The sequence below is a fragment of the Rhodococcus aetherivorans genome, assembly GCF_025722975.1.
GTDB lineage: Bacteria > Actinomycetota > Actinomycetes > Mycobacteriales > Mycobacteriaceae > Rhodococcus > Rhodococcus aetherivorans.
The window spans coordinates 5,183,592-5,195,954 of record NZ_CP106982.1 but is presented as its reverse complement, the minus strand read 5'-3'; the positions used below and the strand labels follow the sequence as shown (position 1 = coordinate 5,195,954).

Below are 12,363 nucleotides of genomic sequence, written 5' to 3'. Positions count from 1 at the left end.
GGGATTGTCGACCGCTGCAGCGGCCGGCGAATACCACGCAGTCACCCGGCCCCCGAGCCTCCCGGTCCGTCCGACCGGGAATCGCCGAGACGATCCGTCCCGGCGTAGCGCTCGGGGGCCGTTCGCGTCCGTCGCTCGGGGGCCGTTCGCGTCCGTGGGCGGAGGCCGTGCGCGGGCCGCGCGACCACGTCCCTCGGCTCGGGGACCGGCGGAACGGGCCGCGTGCCCGGAGGGCGGTTCCGAAGGAGTGCCGGGCGGTCAGCCGATGTAGCGTGCCAGCCGCGCGGACATGTGCGGCTGCAGTTCCCCGTCCGCGGTGACGCGTTCCTCGACGTAGGCGAGATCGCCGCCCTCGACGATGCCGTACAGGCGCTTGGCGCCGCCGACCACCTCGCCGGACTGGCTTCGGATCACCACGTCGGTCGCCAGCTCCCAGGACGACTGGGTCAGGGCGGTGCCGTAGTACAGCTCGACGACGCCGGAGCTGTGATTGAGGAGCAGCTCGAGGGTTTCCGGATCCTCGCTGCCGGGCGCGCCGGTGCCGGAGACCCGCCAGAATCCGCTCTCCCGCCGGTCCGGGCCGCGGTAACCGCCCTCCTCGTCGAGGCGCCACGAACGGGCCTCCCACACGAGGTAGTTGCCGCCGTCGTGGGTGACCACGATCTGCTGGCCGAAGCGGTAGTCGCCGGTGCGGGGATCGTTGCCCTCGCCCTCGCCGCGCCACACGCCCACCATGGGCAGCAGCGCCAACAGCTCCGGATGCATGTCCGGGCCGAGGCGCAGGTTTGCGGTGTCGTCGGGGACGGGCAGGCCGCTCAGGATCGGGACGTTCTTGTCGGCAGTCGCCTTGGCCCGTTCGAGGGCGTCCGCGACCGCCTTGTCGCCGCTCCCGCGGACGACCTCCCGTTCCTCACCGGACTCGGCACTCACGGCTGATCGGTCACCAGACGGTAGAGGACGTACACCGCGAACCACGTGATGAGCACGGCCGCCAGGACAAGGAGAGCTTCGAAGAAGATGACCACGGCCATATCCTAGACGGCGCCCGGAGAGCGCGAAAACCGACGTCCCCACCGGGCGCGCAGTGCGGCGCGCGGGATAGTACCGTGCAGTGGGCCGTGTGGGCCCTTTCGTCCGGAAAGTCCGACTCGGAGGTCGTGTGCGCCCCATCCGTCTGCTGCTGCCGGCTGTTGCGGCGCTCGCGACCCTGTCCCTGACCGTGCCCGTCGCGGTCGCCGCCCCCGGGACGGGGTCGAGCAGCGGTTCGTCCGGGCCCGCCGTCCACCCCGACAACTACGCCCTGGAGTGCCCCGACCTGCTGATCGTCGCGGTCTCCGGCGCCACCGACTCCGAGGCCGGCCGCGATCCCGTGGTCGAGGAGTCGCGACAGCTGTGGTCGAACTGGGTGGGCAACGTGACGGTCCCGGCCGGCGAGGCCACCGCGGACCGTCCGGGCTCGATCGGCTGGATGTACGTGCCGTACCCGGCCACCTACGGCCTGGGCCTGTTCGAGGACGTGCCGACCTATCAGGACTCGGTGGCGGCGGGCGTCGCGTCGACCAACCGCATCCTCGACGAACGCAAGAGCGCCTGCGGGGAGCGCACCCGGTTCGCGCTCGTCGGCTACAGCGTCGGCGCCGAGGTGATCGAACGGGTGAGCCGCGAACTCGGGCACCGGCCCGCCGACGCCCACGTCGCACCGGACGACATCGCCGGGGTCGTCCTCGTCGGTGACCCGTACCGGCCGGCGGGGGTCGACTCGATGGGCGAGCCCGGTCCGCCCGGTGGCGGGTTCATGTCCTCGGAACCCGCCGACTACGGGGCGCTGGCCGACCGGGTCGTGTACTCGTGCCGGCGTTACGACGTCGCGTGCGACGCACCCGAGGACATCGCGGTGCTCGAACTGGTCCTCGGCGTGCTCGGACAGATGCGGTTCACGCTGCTGAACCCATTGCAGACCGTGGGCGACCTGGGCGGCGCAGTGGCGGTGACGGCGGCCCGCGCGGCCGCCCACATCGTCACCCGCGACGACTGGTGGGAGTCCGACGAATCCCTCCTCGACGTGCTGCGCAAGGTCGTCGACACGACGTACCCGGTGGACCCGAGCGCCGATGTGAGCCCCGAACGGATGCGGGAGATCCTCGACTGGGCCTTGGGACCGGGTCGGCCGATCGTGGTGGAGAAGCTGCGCGCCGAGGGAGCCGGCTTCGCCGACGACAACAGCGGCATCGTCGACCTGTTCCTCGAGCCGTACCTCCTGCTGGGCTTCATCCAGCACATCGGCTACTGGAACACGAACCCGCACGATCCCTGGTACTGGGACAGTGAGCGGATCGTCGACTGGATCGTCGCTCTCGCCGAAGCCGAACGGACGGACCGGCAGCCGCAGAACTGACCACGGACGACGGCGGGCCCGTTCCCGGAGGAACGGGCCCGCCGAACGGTCTGCTACTTCGCGACCGTGACCTCGACGTGGTGGACGCCGGGGGCGGCCGGGCTCACGGCGACGTCACCGTTGCCGCGGCCGGACAGCGCGCGGACCTTCCAGTCGCCGGGCGCGGCGAAGAAGCGGAAGTCACCGGTGCCGGAGGCGACGACCTCGGCGGTGAACTCACCGGTGCCGTCGAGCAGGCGCACGAAGGCACCGCCGACCGGCTGGCCGTCGGCGTCGACGACACGGCCGGTCAGGACCGTCTCCTTCTCGACGTCCACGCCCGCGGGCAGGGTCTGGGACTGAACGGGTGCACCACACATGGTCAGCGAACCTCCAACTCGATCGGGGCTCCGACGAGCGAGCCGTATTCGACCCAGCTGCCGTCGTAGTTCTTGACGTTCTTCTTGCCGAGGATCTCCTGCAGCACGAACCAGGTGTGGCTCGAGCGCTCACCGATCCGGCAGTAGGCGATGGTCTCGCGGCTGTCGTCGAAGCCCTTCGCCTGGTAGAGGGCCTCGAGGTCGTCGTCCGACTTGAAGGTGCCGTCCTCGTTGGCGGTGGTGCTCCACGGGATGTTGATCGCACCCGGGACGTGGCCGCGCTGCTGGGCCTGCTCCTGCGGCAGGTGGGCCGGGGCGAGGATCCGGCCGGAGAACTCGTCGGGGGAGCGGACGTCGATGATGTTCTTGGTGCCGATCGCGTCGATCACCTCGTCGCGGAAGGCGCGGATCGAGTAGTCCGGCTCCTGCGCCTTGTACTCGGTGGCCGGGCGGGTGACCTCGTCCTTGGACAGCGGGCGTCCGTCGAGCTCCCACTTCTTGCGGCCACCGTCGATGAGCTTGACGTCCCGGTGCCCGTAGAACTTGAAGTACCAGTACGCGTAGGCGGCGAACCAGTTGTTGTTGCCGCCGTAGAGCACGACGGTGTCGTCGTCGGCGACGCCCTTCGCGGACAGCAGGGCGGAGAACTGCTCCCGGTTCAGGAAGTCGCGACGGACGCCGTCCTGCAGGTCCTTGCGCCAGTCGAGCTTGATCGCGCCCTCGATGTGCCCGCCGTCGTAGGCTGCGGTGTCCTCGTCGACCTCGATGAACACGGTCTTCGGTGCGTGAAGGTTCTGCTCTGCCCAGTCTGCTGAGACCAGGACGTCGGAGCGAGCCATGGAGTTTCCTTTCGGTGTTGACACTCTCGGTCGAGTGGAACGGTGCGGAGGGAACGGTGGTCAGGCGGCGACGGCCCGGAACCTGGCCACGAGCGGGTAGATCGCGCAACCGAGGCACACCCCGAACGCGGCGTTGAGCAGCGCGGCGAACAGCGCGAACCCGGTGGCGACGAGACCGGCGAGGTCGGCGCCGAGGAGGAATCCGAAGGTCCCCACGGCGGCGAACACGAACCCGACGAGCTGCGCGAATCGCAGCGGGGCGACCGGTTCCTTCTCGGTGAGCGCGCTCAGCCGGGGCGCGACGAGCCGGGCGAAGAGCAGGCCGTAGGGGCTGCGGCGCGGGCCGAGGGCCGCACCGGCCGCGAACACCGCGGTCTGGACGGCGAGCAGTACGCCGGCCACCGTGGTCGAGACCGTCGCGACGGCCAGGACGACGACGAGGACGGCGGTGGTGATCCACGCCGCGAACCGGGGGCCGCGGACGTCTACCTGCTGACCCTGGCGGGTGGTGGGGGCGGTGGTGGACATGAGTGGTGCTCCTGCTGGGAGGGGACGCGTGGGGGCGAACCGTCGCGGTGGCAACCGCGGGGATCACACCGGTGACGGCAGCGGATGCCGCGGAGACGGTCGGGCGTCTCGGCCGGGTGATCAGCAGCAGGTACAGCAGAAGCCGCCGAGGCGGCACAGATCGACTGTGCGGCGTCGGGTGAGCATGAGCTCTCGGCAGGTCGACACGGCAGGCAGCTTAGCCGACGTCTCGACGGATCGGGGCCTAGGGGGTGCGCAGCGGCACCAGCGCGGCCCGCAGGTCGGCCGCGGTCGGCACGCCCGAAACCCGGTACCTTTCGGTACCGGCGGCGTCGAACAGGAAGGTCGTCGGCAGTGACAGCACGCCGAGTTCCCTTGCCAACTGCGGGTTCTCGTCGATGTCCAGTTCGAGGTCGCGGGGTGCCGGCAGCCCGTCGCCGGTGGCCGCGAGGTCGGCGACCACCTGAGCGACGACCCGGCGCACCGCGGCGCACGGTCCGCACCAGTCGGCGGAGAAGTGCAGCACCACCGGCGCACTGCCGGTGCCCACGCCCACCGCGGCCAGCAGGGGGCCGGGCCCCGGCGCGGGGGCGGCCGCGACGGCGCGGACCTTGCCCGCGCGGGCCCGCAGGACGGTCCCGGTGATCAGGGCGGCAGCCACCACCACCAGCAGTACGACGACGGCGGTCACAGGCGCTGAACCTCCTCGAGGTCGATCGTGGTCTGGTGCGCCTCGCCCTCGATCACGATCGTCGAGCCGCGGGCTTCGACCGCGGTCGGGCGCACCCCGAACGGCAGGTTCTGGGGTTCGATCGTGGTGGTGAACAGGCCCAGCACCGCCGGCTTCAGCGGATCCGGCACGGTGAAGTCCGCCTGTCCCTCCGGGCCGAAGTACAGGTCCGACGCGACGATGCGCACCGTGTCGCCCTCGAGCAGCAGGTCCGCCTGGACGCTGACCTCCGCGGAGACCGGGCCGACCGGAACCGTGCCGGTGAGGACGACCCCGCCCGCGGTGGTGCGTCCGGAGCCGCCGGACCCGCCGGTGCCGTCGGACTTGTCGGCCGGGGGAGCGGACACCTGCAGGTCGGGAATGCCGTAGAGCTGACCGAGCTCGGTCGCGTCGATCATCACGCGCCCGTACAGCAGGTCCACCGGCACCGAGCGGATCGAACCGTCGAGCAGCTCGCCCGCGGCCGCATGGGCACCGATCAGGTTGGCCTCGATCGTGATGTCGCCGAGCGTCCCGCTGGGCACGCCCTGCGCCCGGATCTCCACGTTCTCGTAGCGGCCCGCCCGGGCCTGGGTCAGGAACGGGAATCCGTGGATGGTCACTGCCGGGTCCGCCGTCAGCGCCCCACCCTCCCGCAGCGACCGCGAGACCCGGTACTCGGACCACGCCGCGGCGCCGAAATCGATCAGGAGCGCGACTCCGACGAGCGTCACGAGAGCGAGGATGAGTTTGCGCACCGCACCATTGTGACGGACGGCTCGCGCCGCTTCCCGAGTGCGGTTGCCCGGTGAACGCCGTCGTGGCGTTAATCTGTAGCGCGTCGTTTACACGAGTTTCGCGCAGCCCGCGAAGAATGGAGGCACGGTGGAGCTGTTGCTGCTGACCTCCGACCCCAACCCGGACGCGGTCCTGCCCTCGCTGTCGTTACTCGCGCACTCGGTGCGCCCGGCACCGACCGAGGTGTCCTCGCTCCTCGAGGCCGGTTCCGCGGACATCGCCATTGTCGACGCCCGCACGGACCTGGCCGCGGCCCGCGGCCTGTGCCGGCTGCTCGGCAGCACCGGGTCGGCGATACCGGTCGTCGCCGTGCTCACCGAGGGCGGCCTGGTGGCGGTGAACCCGGAGTGGGGGCTGGACGACATCCTGCTGACCACCACCGGCCCCGCCGAGCTGGACGCGCGGCTGCGATTGCTGGTCGGCCGGTCCGGCGGTGCGGCGGGCCCCGAGAACACCGGCAAGATCACCCTCGGGGAGCTCTCGATCGACGAGGGCACCTACACCGCTCGCCTGCGTGGCCGCCCCCTCGACCTGACGTACAAGGAGTTCGAGCTCCTCAAGTACCTCGCGCAGCACGCCGGCCGGGTGTTCACCCGCGCGCAACTGCTGCAGGAGGTCTGGGGTTACGACTTCTTCGGCGGCACCCGCACCGTCGATGTGCACGTGCGGCGCCTGCGCGCCAAGCTCGGCCCCGAGTACGAGTCCCTGATCGGCACGGTCCGCAATGTCGGCTACAAGGCGGTGCGGCCCACCACCAAGACCGGGAAGGGCGGCTCCACCACCATCGAGTTCGAGGACGCCGAACTCGCGGACTAGGCTCGCCGTCGTGGAATTCGTCAGCCGACTGTCCGCCGAGCAGGCCGCCGAGGTGCGGGCGCTCGTCGCCCGCGCCCACGCCGCCGACGGAACGGCCCCCGTGTCCGAGCAGGTGCTGCACTCCCTCACCGGCGACGGCGACGTCCGGCACCTGGTGGCCGTCGATGCCGCCGCGATCGTCGGCTACGCCAATCTGGTCCCCGGTCACGGGGAGCACCCGGCGATGGCCGAGGTGGTCGTCGATCCGCCGCACCGCCGCCGCGGCGTGGGGTCGCGGCTCGTCGCCGCGGCCCTCGACGCCGGTGGTGCCGGCACCCGGGTGTGGGCACACGGCGACCTCGAGTCCGCGCGGGCGCTCGCGGCGCGGCTCGGCCTGACCCCGGTCCGGGAACTCCTGCAGCTGCGGCGCCCCCTCGGGGAGCCCGAGCTGCCGGCCCTGCAGGTCCCCGACGGGCTGATCCTGCGGACCTACCGCGGACCCGAGGACGACGCGGAACTGCTGCGGGTCAATGCCGCCGCCTTCGCGTGGCACCCCGAGCAGGGCCGCTGGACCGAGCGCGACGTCGCGCAGCGCCGCAGCGAGTCCTGGTTCGACCCGGCCGGGGTGTTCCTCGCCTTCGACGAGCAGGACCCGGACCGGCTCCTCGGCTTCCACTGGACGAAGGTGCACGCCGCCACGGCGGACCAGCCGGCGATCGGGGAGGTGTACGTGGTGGGCATCGATCCCGGGGCGCAGGGGCGCGGTCTCGGCCGGCTGCTCACGCTCGCCGGGTTGCGGTATCTGCGGGAACGCGGGCTCGGCGCGGTGCTGCTGTACGTCGAAGGCGACAACGACGCCGCGCTGCGCACCTACGGCCGGCTCGGATTCGAGCGATTCCACGTGGACCTCGCATACGCGAGAGCGTGAGCGGAGCACGTACCGAACGAGTCCGGCCCGTGAATGTCGTGTGACGTCGACCATACGGACTGCAGGTGTACTTTTCGCGTTCACGTCGCGTTCACCTTCGGGCGCCCAACCGTCAACCCGTCCTCATTAACTTTCCATTACGGGCCGCAGCATGCCGGTCCGGCGCCGGGATCACCCCGCGCCTGATGCCGCCGCCCGTGTCGCGGGCGTGCCGGTCGCGAATTCCGGAGGAGTACGAGTGAACCTCAAGCGCAATGGCGCCCTGCTCGGTGTGGTGGCTGCAGGTGCCCTCACCCTGGCCGCATGCGGCAGCGACAACAATGCCGCCTCGACGGACGTGGACGCGTCCGCATCGGCAGCGACGTGTGAGGGCAAGGAGACGCTGTCCGCCGCCGGGTCGTCCGCGCAGAAGAACGCGATGGACCAGTTCGTGTCCACCTACATCGCGGTCTGCCAGGAGAAGGGCAAGAACGTCAACGTCGCCTACAACCCGTCGGGTTCCGGTGACGGCCGCACCCAGTTCATCGCGAAGCAGATCGACTTCGCCGGCTCCGACTCCGCCATCAAGAGCGAGCAGGCCGCCCAGGCCGCCGAGCGCTGCGCCGGCAACCCCGCCTGGAACCTGCCGCTGGTCTTCGGTCCGGTCGCCGTCGCGTACAACGTCGAGGGCGTCGACAACCTCGTGCTCAACGGCGAGACCGTCGCCAAGATCTTCAACGGCACCATCAAGCAGTGGAACGACCCGGCCATCGCGGCTCTCAACGAGGGTGTGAGCCTTCCGGATTCGGCCATCACCCCGATCGTCCGCTCGGATTCGTCGGGCACCACCGACAACTTCCAGAAGTACCTCGAGGCCGCCTCGAACGGTGCCTGGACCACCGGCGCCGGCTCCGACTTCACCGGCGGTGTCGGTGAAGGCGCCAAGGGATCGGCCGGTGTCGCCCAGGCCGTCGCCAGCGCCCCCGGCGCGATCACCTACGTCGAGAAGTCCTTCGCCGACCAGAACAACCTGAACGTCGCACAGATCGACAACGGATCCGGCGCGGTGGAGCTGACCGACGAGACCGCGTCGAAGGCCATCGAGGCGGCGACCTTCGCTCCGACCGGTGAGGGCGACCTGACGCTCGACCTGACCTCGATCTTCGGTACGAAGGAGGAGGGGGCCTACCCGATCATGCTCGCGACCTACGAGATCGTGTGCTCCGCCGGTTACGATGCCGACACCTCCGCGGCCGTGAAGTCGTTCCTCGTCAGCGCCGCCAACGAGGGCCAGGAAGGCCTCGCCGAGCAGGGCTACGTGCCGCTGCCCGAGTCCTTCAAGGCGAAGCTCACCGAGTCGATCAACGCCATCGCCTAGCCGATGAGCGCCGCGGACCGTACCGTCAATCCCCAGCAGAGAGAGATCGCGAGCGCAGATGAGTGACGCGCCCACCAAATCCGCACCTCGCACTCCCGGGTCCGGCAGCGATGCCGGGCCCGGGGCGGGCGGTCCGCACGGCAACACCCCGGAGGCCACGATTACCACTCCAGCGCGCGGCGACAGCAAGCCGCTGACCAGGCCGGGCGACCGGATCTTCCGTTCACTGGCCTCCGGGTCCGCCGTTCTCATCTCGGTGATCATCGCGGCCATCGGCGTGTTCCTCGTCTGGCGTGCGGTGCCGGCGCTGCAGCGCAACACCGTCAACTTCCTCACCAGCCGCGAGTGGGTCACCCAGGACATCGCCGCGATGGCGTTCGGCGTCCTCGACCTGTTCCAGGTGACCGTGCTGGTGTCGTTCTTCGCGCTGGTGCTCGCGATGCCGGTCGCACTCGGCATCGCGATCTTCCTCACCTCGTACTGCCCCGAGCGCATCAAGAAGCCCCTGGCGTACGTCATCGACCTGCTCGCCGCCGTGCCGTCCATCGTCTACGGCCTGTGGGGCCTGCTGGTCCTGGCCCCCGCGATCCGGCCGCTGGCGACGTGGCTCAACGAAAGTCTCGGCTGGTTCCCGCTGTTCGCGTCCGGCTCGGGTTCCATCCTCGGCGGCGGCACCATCTTCACCGCGGGCATCGTGCTCGCCGTGATGATCCTGCCGACCATCGCCGCGGTGAGCCGGGAGGTGTTCGTGCAGACGCCGACGTCCCATATCGAGGCGGCGCTCGCTCTCGGTGCGACGCGCTGGGAGGTCGTCAAGACCACGGTGATCCCGTTCGGCAAGTCGGGCTACATCAGCGGCTCGATGCTCGGTCTCGGCCGCGCACTCGGCGAGACCATGGCGCTGTACCTGATCCTGCGCACCACGTCGCAGCCGTTCTCGTGGTCGCTGTTCGACGGCGGTGCCACCATCGCCTCGAAGATCGCCCTCGGTTACGCCGAGTTCAACAACGACATCCAGGCCGGCGCCTACATCGCCGCGGGTCTGGTGCTCTTCGTGCTGACCTTCGTGGTCAACGCCGCGGCGCGTGCGGTCGTCGCAGGAAAGAAGGACTGAAGCCATGACGACCACTCTCCTCGAGACACCGGTCAAGGGCCCCACCTTCCGGGGCGTCGGCACCCGTCGGCGCGTCTCGGATCTCACCGCCACCGTCCTGGTCACCGTGTCGGTGCTGATCGCTCTCGTGCCGCTGGCATGGGTGCTGATCACCGTGATCGTCAAGGGTCTTCCCGCCCTGACCAGCGCCACCTGGTTCACGAATTCCTTGAGCGGTCTGTCCGCGTCCGCGATGGGCGGTGGCATCTACCACGCCCTCGTCGGGACCCTGCTGCAGGGCCTGGTGTGCGCGGTGATCTCCATCCCGATCGGCATCTTCGTGGCGATCTTCCTCGTGGAGTACGGCGCCGGCACGCGACTGGGCAGGATCACCACCTTCATGGTGGACATCCTCAGTGGTGTCCCCTCCATCGTTGCCGCGCTCTTCATCTACGCACTGTGGATCGCCACCTTCGGCTTCCCGAAGTCCGCCTTCGCGGTGTCCCTGGCGCTGGTCCTGCTCATGGTTCCCGTGGTGGTGCGCAGCACCGAGGAGATGCTCCGGATCGTGCCGCAGGATCTGCGCGAGGCCTCCTACGCCCTCGGTGTGCCCAAGTGGAAGACCATCGCGCGCATCGTGATTCCGACCGCGCTGCCCGGCATCATCACCGGCGTCATGCTGGCCCTGGCCCGCGTCATGGGCGAGACCGCTCCGCTGCTGATCCTGGTCGGCTACGCGCCGTTCATCAACTTCAACCTGTTCGGCGGCGAGATGGGCAGCCTGCCCGGCGTCATGGTGGCGGAGATGAACAACCCGACCGACGCAGGCACGATGCGGATCTGGGGCGCTGCCCTGACCCTCATCCTCGTCATCGCCATCCTCAACATCGTTGCCAAGGTGGTCGGCCACTTCTCCCAGGTGCGCACCAAGTAGGTCACCTCATGTACACACCCTTCGATTTCGATACACCAATAGGGAGCCGGTAATGGCCAAGCGTCTGGACCTCAAGGACGTCAACATCTTCTACGGCAAGTTCCACGCCGTCTCCGACGTGACGCTGTCCGTGCCGCCGCGGAACGTCACCGCGTTCATCGGACCGTCGGGCTGCGGCAAGTCGACCGTGCTGCGCTCGCTCAACCGCATGCACGAGGTGACCCCCGGTGCCCGCGTCGAGGGCTCCGTGCTGCTCGACGGCGAGGACATCTACGACTCGTCCGTCGACCCGGTCGGCGTCCGCAAGACGATCGGCATGGTGTTCCAGCGCCCCAATCCGTTCCCCACCATGTCGATCCGCGACAACGTCGTCGCCGGCCTGAAGTTGCAGGGCGTGCGCGAGAAGAACAGGCTCGACGAGATCGCCGAGCGGTCGCTGCGCGGCGCGAACCTGTGGAACGAGGTCAAGGACCGCCTCGACAAGCCCGGCGGCGGCCTGTCGGGTGGCCAGCAGCAGCGCCTGTGCATCGCCCGCGCCATCGCGGTGCAGCCGGAGGTGCTCCTGATGGACGAGCCGTGCTCCGCTCTCGACCCGATCTCCACCCTCGCCATCGAGGACCTGATCGCCGAGCTGAAGCAGGACTACACCATCGTGATCGTCACGCACAACATGCAGCAGGCCGCGCGCGTGAGCGATCAGACCGCGTTCTTCAACCTCGAGGCCACCGGCAAGCCGGGCCGGCTCGTCGAGATCGACGACACCGAGAAGATCTTCTCCAACCCCACCCAGAAGGCCACGGAGGACTACATCTCCGGTCGCTTCGGCTGAGCCGGCTGCGACTTCGGCACCGCGGACGCGGAAAGGCCCCGCCCGGAAACTCCGGGCGGGGCCTTATGCCGAGTCGGGTTACTGGTCCTGCGGGTACACCGTGAGCTTGTCGACGCGCTCACGCATCGCCCGGAAATCCTCGTCGGTGGGGAGCTTGCCGGTGACCAGGAAGATCACGCGACGACCCACCTCGACGGCGTGGTCGGCGAACCGTTCGTAGAACCGGCCCAGCAGCGTCACATCCACAGCCGCGGCCACGCCGTGCTTCCACTCCCGGTCCATGAGCACGGTGAACAGGTGACGATGGAGATCGTCCATCGCCTCGTCCTCCTGGTGGAGCCGGGCCGCCCGCTCGGGGTCGCGCGTCTCGAGGATCTCCCTGGTCGCTGCGCCGAGCGAGACTGCGATGCGGCCCATCTCGGCGAAGTAGCCGTTGACCTCTTCGGGCAGAACATGATTGGGGTGCCGACGTCGCGTCGCCTTGGCGACGTGCAGTGCCAGCGCACCCATCCGGTCGATGTCGGCGACGATCTGGATGCCACTGACCACGGAACGCAGATCACCGGCGACCGGCGCCTGGAGGGCGAGGAGCGAGAAGGCCTTCTCCTCGCACTGGGTACTCAGGTCGGTGATCTTGTCGTGCTCGCCGATGACGGTCTCGGCGAGCGCCAGATCCGCCTGGAGCAGCGCCTGGGTGGCCCGCTCCATCGCAAGGCCGGCAAGGCCCGCCATCTCTCCGAGGAGATCGGCGAGCTCGGTCATCTGTTCGTGGTATACGACGCGCATAATGGCACAGACT

Annotated in this window: 14 protein-coding genes; 7 read left to right on the top strand and 7 right to left on the bottom strand. The window is 69.6% G+C overall.

Translation table 11 applies throughout. The features are described 5' to 3' along the window. Window positions 1-258: 258 nt before the first annotated feature. On the bottom strand, window positions 259-930 hold the full coding sequence (locus OCS65_RS23750; protein ID WP_029541483.1) for a heme-binding beta-barrel domain-containing protein: 672 nt from the start codon (window positions 928-930) through the stop codon (window positions 259-261). Window positions 931-1,159: 229 nt separating this feature from the next. Here OCS65_RS23750 and OCS65_RS23745 point away from each other — a divergent pair, with 229 nt between their 5' ends. Then, window positions 1,160-2,395: a PE-PPE domain-containing protein gene (locus OCS65_RS23745; RefSeq protein WP_263507817.1), complete on the top strand. Its 1,236-nt coding sequence runs from the start codon at window positions 1,160-1,162 to the stop codon at window positions 2,393-2,395. 53 nt (window positions 2,396-2,448) lie between these two features. Here OCS65_RS23745 and OCS65_RS23740 read toward each other — a convergent pair whose 3' ends face one another. From OCS65_RS23740 to OCS65_RS23720, 5 genes are all read right to left on the bottom strand, one after another. Then, complete coding sequence (locus tag OCS65_RS23740; RefSeq protein WP_029541490.1) at window positions 2,449-2,754, bottom strand: DUF1416 domain-containing protein; 306 nt, start codon at window positions 2,752-2,754, stop codon at window positions 2,449-2,451. A 2-nt stretch (window positions 2,755-2,756) separates the two neighbouring features. Then, window positions 2,757-3,593, bottom strand: coding sequence for a sulfurtransferase (locus OCS65_RS23735; protein ID WP_100058168.1), 837 nt, complete (start codon window positions 3,591-3,593; stop codon window positions 2,757-2,759). A 60-nt stretch (window positions 3,594-3,653) separates the two neighbouring features. Beyond that, window positions 3,654-4,121 (bottom strand): DUF4395 domain-containing protein, encoded by a 468-nt coding sequence (locus OCS65_RS23730; RefSeq protein ID WP_263507813.1) that lies wholly within the window; start codon window positions 4,119-4,121, stop codon window positions 3,654-3,656. Window positions 4,122-4,365: 244 nt separating this feature from the next. Then, on the bottom strand, window positions 4,366-4,812 hold the full coding sequence (locus OCS65_RS23725; protein WP_263507812.1) for a thioredoxin family protein: 447 nt from the start codon (window positions 4,810-4,812) through the stop codon (window positions 4,366-4,368). Beyond that, window positions 4,809-5,588 (bottom strand): LmeA family phospholipid-binding protein, encoded by a 780-nt coding sequence (locus tag OCS65_RS23720; RefSeq protein ID WP_050034647.1) that lies wholly within the window; start codon window positions 5,586-5,588, stop codon window positions 4,809-4,811. Before OCS65_RS23720 ends, OCS65_RS23725 begins: the two co-directional genes overlap by 4 nt. 127 nt (window positions 5,589-5,715) lie before the next feature. On the opposite strand from OCS65_RS23720, the gene OCS65_RS23715 reads away from it, so the two are divergent. From OCS65_RS23715 to pstB, 6 genes are all read left to right on the top strand, one after another. Further along, the gene (locus OCS65_RS23715) at window positions 5,716-6,444 is read left to right on the top strand and encodes a winged helix-turn-helix transcriptional regulator (RefSeq protein WP_006936407.1); all 729 of its coding nucleotides are present in this window, start codon (window positions 5,716-5,718) and stop codon (window positions 6,442-6,444) included. A 10-nt stretch (window positions 6,445-6,454) separates the two neighbouring features. Then, window positions 6,455-7,351, top strand: coding sequence for a mycothiol synthase (mshD, locus tag OCS65_RS23710; protein WP_050034648.1), 897 nt, complete (start codon window positions 6,455-6,457; stop codon window positions 7,349-7,351). 238 nt (window positions 7,352-7,589) lie between these two features. Then, window positions 7,590-8,708 carry a phosphate ABC transporter substrate-binding protein PstS gene (gene pstS, locus OCS65_RS23705; protein ID WP_006936405.1) on the top strand — a complete coding sequence of 373 codons (1,119 nt, stop codon included), beginning with the start codon at window positions 7,590-7,592 and terminating at the stop codon, window positions 8,706-8,708. A 58-nt stretch (window positions 8,709-8,766) separates the two neighbouring features. Continuing rightward, window positions 8,767-9,822: a phosphate ABC transporter permease subunit PstC gene (gene pstC, locus OCS65_RS23700; RefSeq protein WP_006936404.1), complete on the top strand. Its 1,056-nt coding sequence runs from the start codon at window positions 8,767-8,769 to the stop codon at window positions 9,820-9,822. 4 nt (window positions 9,823-9,826) lie between these two features. Continuing rightward, window positions 9,827-10,735, top strand: coding sequence for a phosphate ABC transporter permease PstA (gene pstA / locus OCS65_RS23695; RefSeq protein WP_029541511.1), 909 nt, complete (start codon window positions 9,827-9,829; stop codon window positions 10,733-10,735). Between the two features lie 52 nt (window positions 10,736-10,787). Further along, window positions 10,788-11,564, top strand: a complete 777-nt coding sequence (gene pstB / locus OCS65_RS23690; protein WP_006936402.1) for a phosphate ABC transporter ATP-binding protein PstB — start codon at window positions 10,788-10,790, stop codon at window positions 11,562-11,564. Window positions 11,565-11,642: 78 nt separating this feature from the next. Here pstB and phoU read toward each other — a convergent pair whose 3' ends face one another. Next, a complete protein-coding gene (phoU, locus tag OCS65_RS23685) occupies window positions 11,643-12,350 on the bottom strand; it encodes a phosphate signaling complex protein PhoU (protein ID WP_010593878.1) in 708 nt (235 codons plus the stop codon). Between the last annotated feature and the right edge of the window lie 13 nt (window positions 12,351-12,363).

Bases quoted from the DNA above. Each gene is read 5' to 3' on its own strand.
- OCS65_RS23730 (WP_263507813.1), bottom strand. From the start codon at position 4,121: ATGTCCACCACCGCCCCCACCACCCGCCAGGGTCAGCAGGTAGACGTC.
- pstA (WP_029541511.1), top strand. From the start codon at position 9,827: ATGACGACCACTCTCCTCGAGACACCGGTCAAGGGCCCCACCTTCCGG.
- OCS65_RS23735 (WP_100058168.1), bottom strand. From the start codon at position 3,593: ATGGCTCGCTCCGACGTCCTGGTCTCAGCAGACTGGGCAGAGCAGAAC.
- pstB (WP_006936402.1), top strand. From the start codon at position 10,788: ATGGCCAAGCGTCTGGACCTCAAGGACGTCAACATCTTCTACGGCAAG.
- OCS65_RS23740 (WP_029541490.1), bottom strand. From the start codon at position 2,754: ATGTGTGGTGCACCCGTTCAGTCCCAGACCCTGCCCGCGGGCGTGGAC.
- phoU (WP_010593878.1), bottom strand. From the start codon at position 12,350: ATGCGCGTCGTATACCACGAACAGATGACCGAGCTCGCCGATCTCCTC.
- pstC (WP_006936404.1), top strand. From the start codon at position 8,767: ATGAGTGACGCGCCCACCAAATCCGCACCTCGCACTCCCGGGTCCGGC.